Origin of the sequence: Dysgonomonas sp. 521 (assembly GCF_010501055.1) — a bacterium.
Classification (GTDB): domain Bacteria; phylum Bacteroidota; class Bacteroidia; order Bacteroidales; family Dysgonomonadaceae; genus Dysgonomonas.
In genome coordinates this window covers 154,415-170,737 of record NZ_QVMO01000008.1, presented here as the reverse complement: position 1 = coordinate 170,737, position 16,323 = coordinate 154,415, and the positions used below count along the sequence as shown (strand labels likewise).

Sequence of the window (16,323 nt, the reverse complement as noted above, 5' to 3'; positions counted from 1 at the left end):
ATATGAAAAATATAAAAAAAATAGTATTGGTTTTATTTGTTGGAGTGCTTCTGGGAAGTTGCACAAAAGGATGGCTCGATATAAATGAGGATCCCAATAAACCAACAGCCCCTGTATTGTCGCAAATACTCTCATTCAGTGAAACTCAACTGGCAGGAGCAATGGGCCAAGGTAATTATCTCGGAACTGTCCTTTCGTCAGTCATGCATCAATCGGTATCGCGTGAATCGCAGAACTATGGGATAGATATGCAAGACAATAATACGTACAACTCGTGGAATACCTTTTATCTCTATACACTGAAAGATTTGGACGCGTTAATTGATTATGCCGAACTTGACGGTAATTTGATTTATGCAGGTATAGGGAAAACACTGAAAGCATATACTGTTGCTACAATGGTAGACCTGTGGGGAGATATTCCTTACTCGGAATATAATGTGGTAGGGATTAACGAACCTAAAGTAGATTCAGGTAAAGATATTTACAATGCGTTGTTTGTGCTTTTAGACGAGGCTAAATCCGATCTGCAAAATAAAGATGCGTTAAATATCGTAAAGCCGGGCTCTGATGATTTCTTTTATGGTGGCAATGTAGACAAATGGATAAGATTGAATAATACGATCCAGTTGAAAATGCTGTTGCAAACACGTAAGGTAAAAGCGGATATCTCCGATTGGCAAGCCAAATTTAATGCCTTGGTCAGCGCCAATAACTTTATTGCTTCGGGTGAAGATTTTGAATTCTGGTATAACGAAAAAACGAGTCCTTCCGATATGCGCCATCCGGCTTTCCGTGCGTCAGGATTTTATACCGGGCAGCATACATTCTACATAAGCCCATATTTTTATGAAACGATGATGGGACAAACTTATAATACCACAGACAACCCGTTTGCTGGTATAAAAGACCCACGTGTTCCTTATTATTTCGTTAATCAGCTAAGTACAGGAACAGAACCCGCAAATCCGTACGAATACCGGAACGGGAACTTCTTATCCATGTTCTTTGCTTCGAATGGGCCAAACAATTCAAGTTCCAACGACGGTTCTTTCACAAAAGTCGGAATTTATGCAAACGGAGGTAAGTACGATAACGGTAAGGGTGGTGCTGTTTCTTTAAAAACAGGAACAGGTGTTGCGCCAACCAAAATAATTACTTATCAGGCTCTTAAATTTATGCTTGCCGAACTGGTTCTAGCAGGAGAAACTGGCGGAGATGCCAAGGCGCTGCTAAAGGAAGGAATCACTGCTGCTTTTGCTCATGTGAATACTGTTGTCGAAAAACAACCAACAGTTCCTGAGTTAACAGACGATGATAGAGACGCGTACATTACATCTGTGCTGGCAAAATACGATGCAGCCAATGCTGAAGGAAAGATGAGGATAGTTATGACACAGAAGTGGATTGCCGGTTTTATGAGTCCTATCGATACTTATACCGATTACAGGCGTACGGGTTATCCAACGTTATTTGACCCATCAAAGACACAAAATCCTGGTTATGGTGTTAACCTTGTAGTTGCCGACCGATCTCCCGAACAAGTGCCATTGTTGAAATTTGCTTCATTCCCACGGTCACTCTATTATCCGAACGTTTCAGAAATTACGTTAAATTCGAATATAGAGCAGAAAACCAATTTGGCGAGCCCATTTGTATTTTGGGATAAATAATTATAAAAAACAGAATGTAATATGAAAAAAATATTTTTAGCATTTATATCGCTTACTCTGCTGTTTATTACATCCGGTTGCGATAAAGATCTTCCATATCCTATCGATCAGGTAACAAAAGGAGTCCTTGTTGATATTACTCGCGTAGCGGGTACAGATCCGGTAATGTATGATGGAGACGTATCCGGTAACTTCAAGGTGAAACTCCTTATACCAGAGAATCAAGGCGACTATTCTCAGTTGAAATATGTCCAGTTATTAGCCGTATTAGAGAATGTTGACGAAACAATAACTTCGCACGTTGTAGTGGATAATATCACACAATTTCCTTCAGAATTAACCATTGATGTTGCGGATATTTTTGGTAAATTTGGGCAGGCTGCACCGATTGCAGCACAAGCATTGTCTTTTACAGTCAATGTTGTATTGAATGATGGTACGGTTATTCCCGGATGGACTAAAGAAACTGGATTTAATAATGAGAAATTTCTTAATTGGCCGGTTGAAGATAGGTATTATTCCAACAAGGTTATGTACCCGGTAGTATGCGAATTGGTCTTGGACGACTTTGTAGGAACATGCACAGTAACCCTTGATGAATGGTGGGGTATGACACCTTATCCTGTTGAAGTAACAAAAATTTCCGATACGGAATTAAGTATTAAAGGGTTGTTTAACGGAGAGGCTGTAAATCCTTTGATTATTACCGTGAACAAAGAAGAATACACTGTGTCTTTTCCAAAACAAGTCTTATTGCCTAATTCGGCGTTGCTATGGTGGGAAAGCGATGGGACAGCCTATGATAACTTCAGTTTGGAAGGTTTAGGTACAATAAATTCTTGTGAAACCAGTATTTCATTTACAGCAGAGGCAAGAGTAAATGCCGGAGGCTTTGGTGATAATTCATTTAAATTGGGTAAAATAAAATAACCCTTTGAATATCGAGATAAAAAAGACTGCTTAGGCAGTCTTTTTTTATGTAAGGAGAGAAGCAATATGTAATATGTAACTCCAGTGAGTTTTTTATTTCTTTTAACCCCCATTTAACGCCATTTTTCTTTTTTCTTATATAACTTTGTTTTCAGAAACGGAGGGTAGATAAAATGTTTCAGGAAATTATAGTAGGTATCATAGGTATAGTAGTCGCTTTACTTGTCATATATAAAATATATGGATTCTTTTTTTCGAAGAATGAACAAAAAGGAAGTTGCGGATGTTCAAGTTGTGGCTGTGGTACTAAACATAAGCAAGTAAATATTGAACGTTTTAAGTGACGAAAACGAAACAAGGTTTTATTCCATGTTATCATAGAGTTACAAAAAAACGGTTGATGAAATTGAAATTTTATTTGGAACTAAGGATTAAAACCCTTATATTTGATATAGATAAAAGATTTAAGTCGTGTTGGTCGATTGGGAAGCTCATCAAGAAAAAAATGACCGAGACAAGCTTTTGATTCCAATGGCGGGCCACACCTTCGGGTTGCTTAGCGCGGTGGATTACAAAGGGATCGAAGCACTCAAATCCTGTTTTACGGAGTTTCGGTATATCCACCAATGCGACTTTTTATACAAGAGGAGTTACTTTACACAAAGTAGCTCCTTTTTTGATTACAAGCTCTTTGAATTTTATTCATATTTTCTTTATGCTATAATTTCTTTTGTTATTTCTATTAATTGTATATTTGTAGCCGGATAATTTTGATTGTTGTTATTTAGACCAAATAAAAATGAACACTTTAGAAAAACTGACAGCCGAAAAACTACTTAGTATAAGGGCCATTAAGTTACAGCCCTCAAATCCTTTTACATGGGCTTCAGGGTGGAAATCGCCTATTTATTGTGATAATCGTAAATTGATATCGTATCCTCGTATACGTACCTTTATAAAGACGGAATTGGCACGCCTGATCCTTGAAAACTTTCAGGAAGTAGACGCTATTGCCGGTGTTGCTACAGGTGCTATCGCACCAGGTGCATTGGTGGCCGATGCTCTCGGATTACCGTTTGTATATATACGTTCTACACCTAAAGATCATGGGCTGGAAAACCTGATTGAAGGAGAACTAAAGCCGGGAAGTAAAGTTGTTGTTGTCGAAGACCTCGTATCTACCGGTAAAAGCAGCCTGAAAGCCGTTGAGGCAGTACGTAGAGACGGCTCGGAGGTTATAGGGATGGTTGCCAACTTTACTTACGATTTTCCTATTGCTACAGACAACTTTAAAAATGCCGGCGTTGAACTGATTACTCTTACCAACTATGACGCCGTACTGAAAGAGGCTCTGCGTATAGAATATATTGCGGAATCTGATCTGGAAACATTGCAGGAATGGAGAAAATCTCCTGCCGACTGGAAATAAATCAACAAGATAAATAATGGCTGAATTTGTAAGCGAGATTAAAACAATACCACATGCCGATGTGGATATATATACGGTTCTTTCCGATTTGAATAATCTGGAATTGGCAAAGGGAAAGATTCCGCAGGATATGATTAAAGACCTCTCATTCGATCAGGATTCCTGTACGGTTACGGTCGATCCTGTAGGTAAAATCAAATTTGTAGTAGTTGACAGAGAACCGAATAAAACGATCAAATTCCAGTCGGAACAATTGCCGTTTGATGTTACCATGTGGATTCAACTAGTGGCCTCCGCGGATGAAGAAACGAAGATGAAGCTTACCATTAAAGCTGACTTAAACCCTTTCCTGAAGCCTATGGTTTCCAAACCATTACAGGCCGGATTGGATAAGGTCGCAGAAGGCTTGTCCACCTTGCCTTATGCCGACATTTTGAATAAAGGAAGAATAGAAGAATAATCGATGAAACTTTGGGAAAAAAGCGTTCAGGTAAACAAAGATGTAGAATCTTATACTATCGGGCGCGACCGTGAGTTGGATGTATATCTGGCTCCTTATGATGTTTTAGGTTCGATGGCTCATATTACGATGCTTGAGTCTGTAGGGTTACTTGTCAAAGATGAATTGGTGGTTTTGATAGAAGAACTTAAGGCTATCTATCATCAGGCTGTTTCAGGGCAATTTACAATAGAAGAGGGTATCGAAGATGTACATTCTCAGGTAGAGCTGATACTTACCCGCAAACTGGGCGACGTAGGGAAAAAGATTCATAGCGGGCGTTCACGCAACGATCAGGTTTTAATCGACCTAAAGCTTTTTACCCGCGATCAGATTCACTTATTGGTAGACTCAGTGTCTAAGCTGATCGATGTATTATTAGCTCAAAGTGAGAAGTATAAAGATGTGCTGATGCCCGGCTACACACATTTGCAGATAGCGATGCCTTCATCATTTGGCCTATGGTTCGGTGCTTATGCCGAAAGCCTTGTAGATGACTTGCAATTGCTTCTGGCTGCATATAAGATATGTAACCGCAACCCACTTGGGTCGGCGGCAGGATATGGTTCGTCTTTTCCGCTCAATCGCCAGTTGACAACCGATCTGTTGGGCTTCGACTCTATGGATTATAATGTCGTTTATGCGCAGATGGGCAGGGGAAAAATGGAGCGTATCGTTTCATTTGCTATTGCCAGCATTGCCGGAACATTATCCAAATTGTCTTATGACGCGTGTTTGTATAATAGCCAGAATTTTAGCTTTATCAAGTTGCCGGACGAATATACTACCGGTTCGAGCATTATGCCTCATAAGAAAAATCCGGATGTCTTTGAACTGACCCGTGCAAAGTGCAATAAATTGCAGGCACTGCCTAACGATATTACATTGATAACCAATAGTCTTCCTTCAGGTTATTTCAGGGATTTACAGGTTATTAAAGAATTGTTTATCCCTTCTTTTGAAGAAATGAACGATTGCCTGCAAATGGTGACCAGGATGGTAGGTGAAGTGAAAATCAATGAACATATACTCGATGACCCTAAATACCTTCTAATCTTTAGCGTAGAAGAAGTGAACAGGCTCGTATTAGAGGGGGTACCTTTTCGCGATGCGTATAAGCAAGTTGGTCTGGAGATAGAAAAAGGAAATTTCGCACATGATAAGAAAGTACATCATACACATGAAGGAAGCATTGGTAACCTGTGTAATGATCGTATCGATATCCTTAAGCAGCAGATTGTCGATCAATTTGAATTTGATAAAGTTGTTTCGGCTGAAAAAAAATTATTAGGAGAGGCATGACCGCTTCAATAGATTTCTTAATATATAGAGACTTATTTTACACATGGAAGAATCTGAAATAATCCTGGCCAGCCTGTCAGGAGAGGACAAACCTGGGGTAACAGCTACTTTGACGGCTGTTTTAGCTGAACATAACGCGAATATTCTCGACATAGGGCAGGCAAATATCCACCATTCCCTGTCGCTGGCTATAATGTTTGAAGCGACAAACACAGGAGATGTAATTAAGGATTTACTTTTTAAAGCAACAGAAATAGGTGTCATCATCCGTTTTTCGCCGATCAGTAAGGAAGAATATATGCGGTGGGTAAACCTGCAAGGCACCAAGAACCGCTATATAGTCACAGTATTGGGACGTACGCTGAATCCTGCTCATATATCGGCCGTAGCGGAAGTTAGCCAGAAGTATAAACTGAATATCGAAAAAATAATACGCCTGACGGGACGCGTTCCGTTAAATGCCTCGGAACGTCCAAGTCGTTCATGTATTGAACTGTCTATCAGAGGTTTCGTTGATGATGTAGATCAGTTGAAGCACGACTTTATGAAGCTGGCCGACGATTTAGGTATAGATATTGCTTTTCAGGTAGAGAATATGTATCGCCGTATGCGCCGTTTGGTCTGCTTCGATATGGATTCCACATTGATTCAGACGGAGGTTATAGACGAACTGGCAGAACGCGCCGGGGTAGGGGAGGAAGTGAAGGCTATTACCGAATCCGCTATGCGTGGCGAGATTGACTTTAGCGAGAGTTTCAAGAAGCGTGTAAGCTTGCTCAGGGGGTTGGATGAATCTGTAATGCAGGATATCGCAGAAAATCTTCCTGTAACAGAGGGTATGACACGCCTTATCCGTATCTTGAAAAAGAGTGGATGCAAACTGGCTATCCTTTCGGGAGGTTTTACCTATTTTGGTAACTACCTGAAAGATAAATACGGATTCGACTATGTATATGCCAACGAACTGGAGATTGTAGATGGCAAGCTAACCGGGAATTATGTAGGAGATATAGTAGACGGTAAACGTAAGGCCGAGTTACTTCGCTTATTGGCACAGGTCGAAAAAGTAGATATACGCCAGACTGTTGCAGTAGGCGACGGCGCTAACGATCTGCCAATGCTTGGTATTGCGGGACTTGGCATTGCGTTCCATGCCAAACCTAAAGTAAAGGCGAATGCAAAACAATCGCTGTCTACAGTCGGACTGGATGGGATCTTATACTTCCTTGGGTATCGTGATTCTATGTTGGAAGGAGAGAAGTAATAAAAACGATATATAAATGTAAAAAGTCCGGAAACGTCCGGACTTTTCTTTTTCATAAACCTTATTCCTGTGCCCACAGGCTTACCCGGTTTCCTTCTATCGTTGATAGTGCTGCCTCTATATCAGGGCAGGCTTATGAGAACACTATCCCGGGATGGATTGAAGTTTTCAACCCACGAAATAGCACCACAGGCATCGCTGCTATCGTTCGAAAAGAATGCCTTTTTTTATGGCCGCAGTTCATTACAGATAGTTTAGAGCCTGTTTAAATTTTATAGCAAATCTTTTTTATAACTATTTTTCAAGTCATCTGGATTTCGCCCTGTAAGAGTAGTATAACAGATAGTAACAGGCCTTATGTGTATTGTGACTTTTCTGTTGATAATAATTCTGCGGGGTAGTAATAATATCGAAAGGAGTTATACCCAATAACCGTGTTATCCAAAATCCACTTTCGCAAGCAGAAGTTTAAATCTGTAAGGTCGGTAATAAGTAAGGAGACTTACGCGGTTACTGAAGGTTACAAATGCCCAGAACACCCTTAGATAACTCCTTTCTGATATTTCTTTGTACAGGAAATTTATATTATTTTTTGTGTATATATGGATTACAATTGTGTTTAAAATACACGTAGCTTGCACATACAAATATAGCTAAATATTTATTACCAGCTACACTTATTATGTTAAATTTACACGTAGCTTGTGCTTTTTGCTGTAGACATACGTTTCAGGGTATATTCGATTTGAATATTGGGCATTATCCATAATGCAAAAAGGCAGATATCTTGTTTCAGATTCTGCCTTTCTTTATATTGGTCAGCTTAGGTTAGCTGTACATTTTTTCGCGTAGCGCTTTTATCTCATCCGATGTGATATAGTCATCATAATCCATGATTTTATCAATGGTTCCTTTCGGAGTCAATTCTATAACACGGTTACATACGGTCTGGATAAACTCATGGTCGTGTGATGCCATTAACACATTTCCTTTAAATTGTATCAGCGTATTATTGAATGCCTGTATCGATTCCAGGTCGAGATGGTTAGTTGGCGAGTCCAGTACCAGGCAGTTAGCACTTTTAAGCATCATGCGCGCGATCATACAACGCATCTTTTCGCCTCCCGACAAAACCTTCGTGTTTTTGAGTACTTCTTCTCCCGAGAAGAGCATTCTCCCCAGAAAGCCTTTAATATATATTTCACTGGTATCGTCAGAGAACTGCGACAACCAGTCAATCAGGTTAAGGTCTTCCTTGAAGTAGTCACTATTATCCAAAGGCAGGTAGGCCGGTGTAATTGTTTGTCCCCAGCTGAATGTGCCTGCATCAGCCTTTACATAGTCGTTTATGATTTCAAAGAAGGCTGTCATAGCGCGTGGGTCTTTAGATAAGAATACGATTTTATCGTCTTTCTCTACATTGAAGCTAACGTTATCAAACAGAACCTTGCCTTCTACTGTTTTGCTGAGGCCGTTTACTTCGAGTATCTTGTTCCCGGGCTCGCGGTCGGGAGAAAATATGATACCCGGATATTTACGGGAGGAAGGTTTTATTTCTTCGATATTCAGCTTCTCTATCATCTTTTTACGGCTGGTAGTCTGCTTCGATTTAGCCACATTGGCGCTAAACCGCCGTATGAATTCTTCCAGTTCCTTCTTTTTTTCCTCTGCTTTTTTGTTCTGTTGCTGTTGTTGGCGTAGTGCTAACTGGCTCGATTCGTACCAGAAACTGTAGTTTCCTGCAAACAGGGTTACTTTTCCAAAGTCTATATCGACAGTGTGTGTACATACCGAGTCCAGAAAGTGGCGGTCGTGCGATACGATCAGAATCGTATTTTCCGCGTTAGCCAGATAATTCTCAAGCCACATTACAGTTTCTATGTCGAGGTCATTGGTAGGCTCATCCAATAATAAGTTGTCGGGATTTCCAAACAAGGCGCGGGCTAATAAGATGCGTACTTTCTGTTTACCGCTCATGTCCCCCATCATCTGGTAATGCGTATCCTCGCTTACTCCAAGGCCGCTAAGGAGCATTGCCGCGTCATTTTCGGCATTCCATCCTTCCAGTTCGGCAAACTTCTCTTCCAGTTCCGATGCTTTGATACCGTCTTCGTCCGAAAAGTCTTCCTTGGCATACAGGGCGTCTTTTTCCTGCATTATAGCCCACAGAACGCTATGCCCCTGCAATACTGTATTCATTACAGTCTGGTCGTCGAAGGCGAAGTGATCCTGTGCTAATACAGAAAGGCGCTCGCCGGGACCTAACGAAAAGCTACCGCTTGTAGCGTCCTTTTCCCCGCTAAGTATCTTTAATAGGGTTGATTTTCCGGCGCCGTTAGCTCCGATTATACCATAGCAATTGCCACTTGTAAACTTAAGATTCACATCCTGAAACAAAACACGTTTGCCGAATTGAATCCCTAAATTAGAAACTGTTATCATTATTGTTTATTAGTTACAAATTATAGAAATACAGGATAATATCCCATTATCCGAATGCGGGCACAAAGGTACAAATTATTGGCTGATAATCAAAGCGTACCTGCCTGTTCTTAGCCTTAAAATGTCCTGATAGTTACAGATTGCCTTATTTGGGGAGTAACCTGGAAGATTCGCTTTTGTACGCCGTCCCAGGCTTCTATTGTGATCCTGTTGTCGCCTTTGCTGTTTATGTATTTCTCAAAGTTGTACAAGTAAGCAAACTGGGTAAGATAGTCTGATTTAGTAAACTCTTTTGCAATATCTGAATAGTATCCTACGCTCCAGAACATACAATCGGGATAACCTTCCGCATTCGTGAAACGGGTATCCTGATTCCTGAAAACCATAGTGTTATCAATAAATCGCTTATAGCCTGCGGACAGATAGTCTTTGTTCCGTTCAAACTTCTTATTGTTTACCTTTTGTATGATATAGCCCGGACGAAGGCCTGCAATGTAAGCAGGAGAGTTGAGATCCATATCTTTGATATGTCCGAGGTCATCGGCGTCAAAGTACAGTCCGGTATAGTTATATTTGTTTACTTCCACGATATACTGTGCTTCGGTTCTGTTGCCGGAATAAGGAAATTGCTTTAGCATCAGTGGAGTATGAAATTTTACATAGTCACTCAATGAATATTGAGCCGAGAGGTAATCTTTTATATTACAATCCCATATCTGAGTCAGCTTGGTGCTGTCAATATATTTACGGTCATAGAAACTGAATCCGTATTCTACGACATATTGTGCCGCCGATTCTATCTTAGGGTCTTTAGAGTTAAAGATGGGTAGGGATACCAGTCGCCTCTTTTCGCAATCAAACCGTAACGATGTAGGGGCATAATTAGCGTCGTTCAAGCCTGTATACCTGCCGTTAGGCGAATAACTGTAGTATGCCTGTACTATGATGTCGGGATTGGTAGTATTACGCTCCAATCCTTTAGCCTGAAGTTCCTTTTCTAATAAGGCTGTGATCTGCTTGTCTATGGCAGGCACATTTTTGCCGGCATCATAAAAGTCGAAAGTATGGTAGTCCGTAAAATCAACCTCCGGATTGGATTCTACATACAATGGTAAGGTAAATGTCTGTTGGTTAGTATTTTCCAGACTATAAAAAGAGTATACCTCCGAGAGCTGTTTCTCGCTGACTGAATTTACAGCTATACAGTTACGGATCAGCGGATATTCCTTGAAGTAGGTATTCATATTACGGATCGTAAACTTAACCTCAGGGTCGTACTTGTTGTCAAACAGCCAGTTGGCTATAGTCTGGTTATCCCGCAGGTATGTTGCCTGCCCATTGATTTCCATTATTATATCATCAATCTTTATGCCAGACTTTTCGGCAGGGGAGTTGGGCTCTACACCTGTAATAACCAGTTCGCCATATCCCCAGTTGGGATTTTTACTATTTTCGAATGTTATCCCGTAGTAGCAGTTCTTCTCATAGCTGCTCTGAGCTTTGGCTCCGAACGTTATTATAGATAAAAACAGAATAATATGTAGTATTTTGTTCATTATGAGTTCTCAATTGAAAATTAGAGCACAAATATAGGATTATTAGATTAAATGTGTGCTCTATATCACGGAAAAAAGAGAGCATATCAAAAGCCTGTCATTCCGTGCTTGACTCGGAATCCCCCAAAAACTAGCTTTGGATATGAGGGAATTGCAGGTCAGGCCCGCAACGACAAACACTTTTTTGACTTTTGGCATACCCTCATTTCGCTAAAATTTAAACAGGCTCTTATTTGGCCAGTTTTTCCACTATGGCGCACATTTGCCCGTAGTTGTCTTCCATCGATCGCAGTAGCTTGTACTGCGCACGGGTACGTACGAGGTTGTGTGTCTCATCCTTTACCTTATAGTAATTATCCCCGTCAATGTAGTCCATAAGGAAACGGAGTACCTGCTCAAATGTGATATATTTGGCGGAGAATGCCAGATTCTCTATCTCTGCCGGAGTAAGGAATACCTTGGTTTCGGACAGGTATCCCTTTGTATATCCTTCAAAAATGTCCATCTTAATATACACCTTGTCAAGGTTCTCATCGTCCTCCTTGCCGGCATTGGCGTAAGAGCGGATAGCATCGCCGTAATCGTTGAGGCAAATACTGCTGAGAACTGTGTCTAAATCGATGACACAGAGTACATTTCCCGTTTTGTCGAAAAGTATGTTACTTATCTTGGTGTCGTTGTGGGTTACACGCGTAGGTATTTCGCCATTTTCTGCTTTTGCCCAGAAGTCCAGCATTTCTTTCCTGCGGCTCTCTATCCAGCTTATTTCTTCCTGTACCTGCGACTTCCTGCCCACCGGGTCTTTTGCCAATACTTCGTCCCATTGACGGAAGCGGAAACGCATATTGTGGAATCCGGGTAGTATATCGGCCAGCGGATTTTTCATATCAGCCAGCATAGCCTGAAATTTGCCGATACCTTTGCCTCCCTGTGCAGCCAGTTGGGGAGAATCGGCATACTGGTATGTGATTGTATCTTCTATAAACAGGCAAGCAGCCCAATACTCGTTTTCGGCATCTTTATAATACGGCTTTCCGTCGGCTGTAAGCGTAACAGTGAGCGCTTCACGAAGCGGGTCGCCACCTTGTTCTATAATTTTCTTCTTTAAATGTGTGGTTACCTTATAGATATTATCCATCATAGCGGGTATGTCCTGAAAGATTTTCTTGTTCTTCCGTTGCAGGATGTAATTCGGGCTGTTACCTTCTGTTTCTACAAAGAAAGTGTCATTGATAAGCCCTTCTCCTAATGGGCGGATTTCTTTGATCGTTCCTTCGAAAGTGAATACATTTCCGATTTTAGATAGTGTTTCTTTCATGTTGTTTTATATGGTTAATTATAAGATTATGTAAGAGGCAAGATATGGTTGGGTTATCTGTAAGTATACAAAAGTAGCTAATTCTTTCCGGTTTTATATATTTTGGTTGAACAAAAGCTGTCATAAAGGATTGGTTAAAAGATGATTTATATACTACAATAGTATTAGGAATAAGGGATCAATCACAACACAAAAAAACAAATATTAACTCTTTATTTTAACTGAAAAATGACGAACGTAAAAGTCACTTATACAATCCTTTTTTTACCAGGCCTATATCGAAGACTAGTGGTATCTGATAATGCTGTATTTCTATTTAATTGATTGTAATGCATGTGTTTACAGGATGCTAAACATTAAATCCGCCGAAATAAAATGATTTTATAAAAACTTTTTTGTCTCTATGATGTTTATCTATACAAATAACAAGTTTAAAGATAGAAGAGGAAGACATACTTAAAAGACCAAGCCTTTTTTAAGTAATTTGAAGACAAGACTTAGAAAAATCATTTGAATTTTTCGATAAGATAAGGAGTCAAAAGCAGAGTATTGATGGAGTTAGAGACTATAAGTAATTATAGTCTCTAATTATTATAGTCTGTTTAAATTTTATAGCAAATCTTTTTTATAGCTATTTTTAGATGTATTTTATCATTTTTGCTAGCCGAACCAACGGTCAGCGGAGCTAATTAGCGGGCTAAACCAAGAGTAAAAAGGGAATTGAAAATCGGCGGAGCCAAAAATACGCTAAAAAGAGCCTAAAAAAATTGCTAAGAACTATTGACCAGAACCTGTAATAAAAATTTTCGCTAAAATTTAAACAGGCTCTTAGTAACTGTTAGGAAATTTCTCGTTCTGATTTTTAGAATTGTTTTTGAGATAATTTTTATTTCCACGAAGCGATAGTAGCGGGCTACTTGAGCTGAGTGAAAGAGAAAATTAGCCGAAAACAAGCTAAAAATGAACGAAGAACTCTTAACCTTTCTCTTATGAAAAAGAATTCGTGAAATTTCCTAACAGTTACTTATATAGCAATAAAAAAATTATCCTTTTTTGTTATCTTTATCACAATTTACTTCACAAGCTTAGAAAAACGATGAGAAATATTATCCTGTCCGGTTTCTTACTATTATTCCTCCCTGTTGTTCAGGCTCAGATACAACCTGTAGCGATAACCTTATCTACCAATCTGGAGCAGGGGGAAGTCATTAATATGAAGGTAGCCACTGCAAAAAAAGATACAAAAATAACAATCGATTACGGAGATGGTAAGTTGATAGAAAAAGTAGCAGAAGATAAGGATGATTCCACGATAATAGCTGATACCGTACGGGGCAATACCTTAAAAATATATGCATCGTCCACAGATATAGTAGAATTTATCTGCAATGAGAGTAAATTAGTAAGCCTTGATATATCAGCCAATCAGAATCTGGAAGTATTGGAATGTTCCAGAAATGAATTGACAGAACTCGATATTTCGCAAAATAAGAAACTTAAAACATTGCTCTGTTTCGCAAATGGACTTACATCCCTAAATGTTTTGCATAATACCGGCCTACAAATTCTATTTTGTTCATGGAACAAACTTACACAACTGGATATCAATCACCTGTCGCAACTGGGAGGACTATATTGTGATGGTAACCTGCTAAAACATATAAACGTATCGGAGAATAAGAAACTGACAACATTATGTTGCAGCCGAAATATACTATCAACACTGGATGTCACTTCAAACCGTAATCTAAAACAAATCAGTTGCGGAAAAAATCAACTCTATGTACTGGATGTATCAAAAAATGAAAAATTAACAAAACTAGAATGTGAGAGGAATCGGCTTTCAACATTGGATCTCACTCGTAATCGCAAGATAAAACAATTGAATTGCAGTGAAAACCAATTGAATGTAATAAAATTATCCAAGTGTGCCAAGCTGGAAACAGTATATTGTCAGAAAAACCAACTGACAGCATTAGACATCACAGCATTTACGGAACTGAAAATACTGGACTGTTCAGAGAGTATACTGGACAGCATCAATGTATCGAACAACAGGAAACTGAAATCATTGTATTGCAGCAAGTGTAATTTGTCATCCTTGGATGTATCTTACAATACAGCATTGAGTAGTTTATCATGCTGGCTTAATAATATTGAAGTACTGGATGTATCAAAAAATACAGAATTAGATAGGCTGATTTGCTGGAGTAATAAACTGATATCTTTAGACCTGAGTAAGAATACGAAGTTAAAAGAACTGGATTGTAGCAAGAATAAACTGGATGAGTCATCCGTAATATTGCCTCAGGTAGATAAATGGGAGCGTTTAGAGATCAAATAAAGTGAAACTATCTCAGTAAAAAGTCATATAAAATTTATTATCAGTATAATTTATGCCAATCAAGGGTTAAATGTGCCGTTAGGCACATCATATTGGTAGAAGCATGAATGAAATTCGTTTTTTTTGTGCCGTCAGGTACAAAATGTGAATTGTTCTGTAGATATTGCGTACCTGACGGCACGCAATTAACCGGTTAAAGCTTCTTTCTACCAACATTCAGTCCCTAAAGGGACAAAAAATAGCACATTTAACCCTTGATTCGCATAATTTATAAACTTGCAATGTTAACCTTAAATACTATTCTGTAAAATACAACTGATATTTCCCTAATCTTTATCAAAAATAAATTCTACAGAAAACATTGTTTTTGTCTTTTGATGAAAATAAAAAAGTGATAAGACTCGATATAACTTCATTGAATGATATATATTTGTATTCAGATGAACTTAAAAAAAGTTACTGGATCATATATAAAATAACAAATGACTCTGGACATAATCCTTATCGTAATCGGTACTATTCTTATCATTGCCGGCATTTTAGGTTGTATAATCCCTGCATTACCAGGGGTTCCGCTTAACTATCTGGCCATTGTATTATTGCAGTTTACGTCCAAAACGGACTTTTCCACACAGTTTCTGGTAGTATGGGGTATTGTGGTCATTGTGGTTCAGATACTGGATTACTATATCCCGGTCTGGGGTACAAAAAAGCTGGGAGGAGGTTCTTACGGCGCATGGGGCGCAGGCATAGGCGTTATCGCCGGAATGTTCGTTTTTCCTCCTTGGGGTATTATATTTATGCCGCTGGTGTGTGCCATATTAGGAGAATTACTCGACAATAAAGAGTTCAATGTAGCATTAAAGGCCGGATTCGGGGCATTTGTCGGTTTCCTTACGGGGATTGTTATGAAACTGGTAGTATCAATAACTTTATCATTCTTCTTTTTCAGGGAGGTCTACAGGTACATTTTCAGTTGAACGGGGCAAATCCGCCTCAGAATTCAGAATATTCATCTCATTATCCAGTATAATATCAATGGCTATCTCACTATATTCTATACTATTATAATCATTCTTATCCAGACTGATATATACACGATAGATATAAAATAAAGAAGGTCTTATTTCCTGAACTCTTTTGAGGGCTTTATCAGAACATATAGATAAAGCAATATTCTGGTTCCTGATATAAGCTAGACGAGACAAATTGGTCACCATAGCATCGTTGGTTGACGTTAAATTCTTTATTTCGCTTCCTATAATATAATAGTTTTGCCATAAATCCAGTGTCCTCTGATTATAACGAGCTTTATACTCCAAAGCTAAATTCCCTTCAAATTTTTGTTTGACATAACAGTCATTTTTCAGTGCCAGCCTTAGTGACTGATTGGTGGGGACATCATACTTGATCGCGGCTTTCTTATAACAAGGCAGAATATTATCCTGCACCCACTTTTCTGCTGTGGAACTTACATTCACAAACTCGGCATCATCCGAACTGCATGAAAAGAAAAACAGGACACATACAAACAACAATAGATGCTTCATCATATTATGTTATTAG

13 protein-coding genes are annotated in these 16,323 nt (G+C 39.2%); 9 read left to right on the top strand and 4 right to left on the bottom strand.

The genetic code is table 11. The annotated features are described in order from the left end of the window. Nucleotides 1-2 precede the first annotated feature (2 nt). The 7 genes from D0T84_RS04700 to D0T84_RS22815 all read left to right on the top strand — a co-directional run bounded on the left by D0T84_RS04700 (nucleotide 3) and on the right by D0T84_RS22815 (nucleotide 7,355). A complete protein-coding gene (locus D0T84_RS04700; RefSeq protein ID WP_163306533.1) occupies nucleotides 3-1,673 on the top strand; it encodes a SusD/RagB family nutrient-binding outer membrane lipoprotein in 1,671 nt (556 codons plus the stop codon). Nucleotides 1,674-1,694: 21 nt separating this feature from the next. Continuing rightward, nucleotides 1,695-2,603 carry a hypothetical protein gene (locus D0T84_RS04695; protein WP_163306531.1) on the top strand — a complete coding sequence of 303 codons (909 nt, stop codon included), beginning with the start codon at nucleotides 1,695-1,697 and terminating at the stop codon, nucleotides 2,601-2,603. A gap of 799 nt (nucleotides 2,604-3,402) precedes the next feature. Then, nucleotides 3,403-4,032 carry an orotate phosphoribosyltransferase gene (pyrE, locus tag D0T84_RS04690; protein ID WP_163306529.1) on the top strand — a complete coding sequence of 210 codons (630 nt, stop codon included), beginning with the start codon at nucleotides 3,403-3,405 and terminating at the stop codon, nucleotides 4,030-4,032. A 16-nt stretch (nucleotides 4,033-4,048) separates the two neighbouring features. Next, entirely contained in the window at nucleotides 4,049-4,492 is a 444-nt protein-coding gene (locus D0T84_RS04685; protein ID WP_163306527.1) for an SRPBCC family protein, read from the top strand. A gap of 3 nt (nucleotides 4,493-4,495) precedes the next feature. Then, nucleotides 4,496-5,833, top strand: coding sequence for an argininosuccinate lyase (gene argH, locus D0T84_RS04680; protein WP_163306525.1), 1,338 nt, complete (start codon nucleotides 4,496-4,498; stop codon nucleotides 5,831-5,833). A gap of 43 nt (nucleotides 5,834-5,876) precedes the next feature. Beyond that, nucleotides 5,877-7,097, top strand: coding sequence for a phosphoserine phosphatase SerB (gene serB, locus D0T84_RS04675; protein ID WP_163306523.1), 1,221 nt, complete (start codon nucleotides 5,877-5,879; stop codon nucleotides 7,095-7,097). 135 nt (nucleotides 7,098-7,232) lie between these two features. Then, a complete protein-coding gene (locus D0T84_RS22815; RefSeq protein ID WP_255495190.1) occupies nucleotides 7,233-7,355 on the top strand; it encodes a hypothetical protein in 123 nt (40 codons plus the stop codon). 570 nt (nucleotides 7,356-7,925) lie between these two features. On the opposite strand, the gene D0T84_RS04670 is transcribed toward D0T84_RS22815, so the two are convergent. The 3 genes from D0T84_RS04670 to D0T84_RS04660 form a co-directional block, all read right to left on the bottom strand. Continuing rightward, nucleotides 7,926-9,539, bottom strand: a complete 1,614-nt coding sequence (locus D0T84_RS04670; RefSeq protein WP_163306521.1) for an ABC-F family ATP-binding cassette domain-containing protein — start codon at nucleotides 9,537-9,539, stop codon at nucleotides 7,926-7,928. A 116-nt stretch (nucleotides 9,540-9,655) separates the two neighbouring features. Next, a complete protein-coding gene (locus tag D0T84_RS04665; protein WP_163306519.1) occupies nucleotides 9,656-11,095 on the bottom strand; it encodes a PDZ domain-containing protein in 1,440 nt (479 codons plus the stop codon). A 229-nt stretch (nucleotides 11,096-11,324) separates the two neighbouring features. After that, the gene (locus D0T84_RS04660; protein ID WP_163306516.1) at nucleotides 11,325-12,413 is read right to left on the bottom strand and encodes a phosphotransferase enzyme family protein; all 1,089 of its coding nucleotides are present in this window, start codon (nucleotides 12,411-12,413) and stop codon (nucleotides 11,325-11,327) included. A 1,096-nt stretch (nucleotides 12,414-13,509) separates the two neighbouring features. On the opposite strand from D0T84_RS04660, the gene D0T84_RS04655 reads away from it, so the two are divergent. Continuing rightward, a complete protein-coding gene (locus tag D0T84_RS04655) occupies nucleotides 13,510-14,757 on the top strand; it encodes a leucine-rich repeat domain-containing protein (protein WP_163306514.1) in 1,248 nt (415 codons plus the stop codon). A gap of 488 nt (nucleotides 14,758-15,245) precedes the next feature. Next, nucleotides 15,246-15,737: a DUF456 domain-containing protein gene (locus D0T84_RS04650; protein ID WP_185155690.1), complete on the top strand. Its 492-nt coding sequence runs from the start codon at nucleotides 15,246-15,248 to the stop codon at nucleotides 15,735-15,737. On the opposite strand, the gene D0T84_RS04645 is transcribed toward D0T84_RS04650, so the two are convergent. After that, nucleotides 15,693-16,310, bottom strand: coding sequence for a hypothetical protein (locus D0T84_RS04645; RefSeq protein ID WP_163306510.1), 618 nt, complete (start codon nucleotides 16,308-16,310; stop codon nucleotides 15,693-15,695). The two genes, D0T84_RS04650 and D0T84_RS04645, sit on opposite strands and share 45 nt — an antisense overlap. Between the last annotated feature and the right edge of the window lie 13 nt (nucleotides 16,311-16,323).

What these genes read in the sequence shown, in the direction of transcription:
- D0T84_RS04700 (WP_163306533.1), top strand. Translation starts at nt 3, where the DNA reads ATGAAAAATATAAAAAAAATAGTATTGGTTTTATTTGTTGGAGTGCTT.
- D0T84_RS04695 (WP_163306531.1), top strand. Translation starts at nt 1,695, where the DNA reads ATGAAAAAAATATTTTTAGCATTTATATCGCTTACTCTGCTGTTTATT.
- pyrE (WP_163306529.1), top strand. Translation starts at nt 3,403, where the DNA reads ATGAACACTTTAGAAAAACTGACAGCCGAAAAACTACTTAGTATAAGG.
- D0T84_RS04685 (WP_163306527.1), top strand. Translation starts at nt 4,049, where the DNA reads ATGGCTGAATTTGTAAGCGAGATTAAAACAATACCACATGCCGATGTG.
- argH (WP_163306525.1), top strand. Translation starts at nt 4,496, where the DNA reads ATGAAACTTTGGGAAAAAAGCGTTCAGGTAAACAAAGATGTAGAATCT.
- serB (WP_163306523.1), top strand. Translation starts at nt 5,877, where the DNA reads ATGGAAGAATCTGAAATAATCCTGGCCAGCCTGTCAGGAGAGGACAAA.
- D0T84_RS22815 (WP_255495190.1), top strand. Translation starts at nt 7,233, where the DNA reads ATGAGAACACTATCCCGGGATGGATTGAAGTTTTCAACCCACGAAATA.
- D0T84_RS04670 (WP_163306521.1), bottom strand. Translation starts at nt 9,539, where the DNA reads ATGATAACAGTTTCTAATTTAGGGATTCAATTCGGCAAACGTGTTTTG.
- D0T84_RS04665 (WP_163306519.1), bottom strand. Translation starts at nt 11,095, where the DNA reads ATGAACAAAATACTACATATTATTCTGTTTTTATCTATAATAACGTTC.
- D0T84_RS04660 (WP_163306516.1), bottom strand. Translation starts at nt 12,413, where the DNA reads ATGAAAGAAACACTATCTAAAATCGGAAATGTATTCACTTTCGAAGGA.
- D0T84_RS04655 (WP_163306514.1), top strand. Translation starts at nt 13,510, where the DNA reads ATGAGAAATATTATCCTGTCCGGTTTCTTACTATTATTCCTCCCTGTT.
- D0T84_RS04645 (WP_163306510.1), bottom strand. Translation starts at nt 16,310, where the DNA reads ATGATGAAGCATCTATTGTTGTTTGTATGTGTCCTGTTTTTCTTTTCA.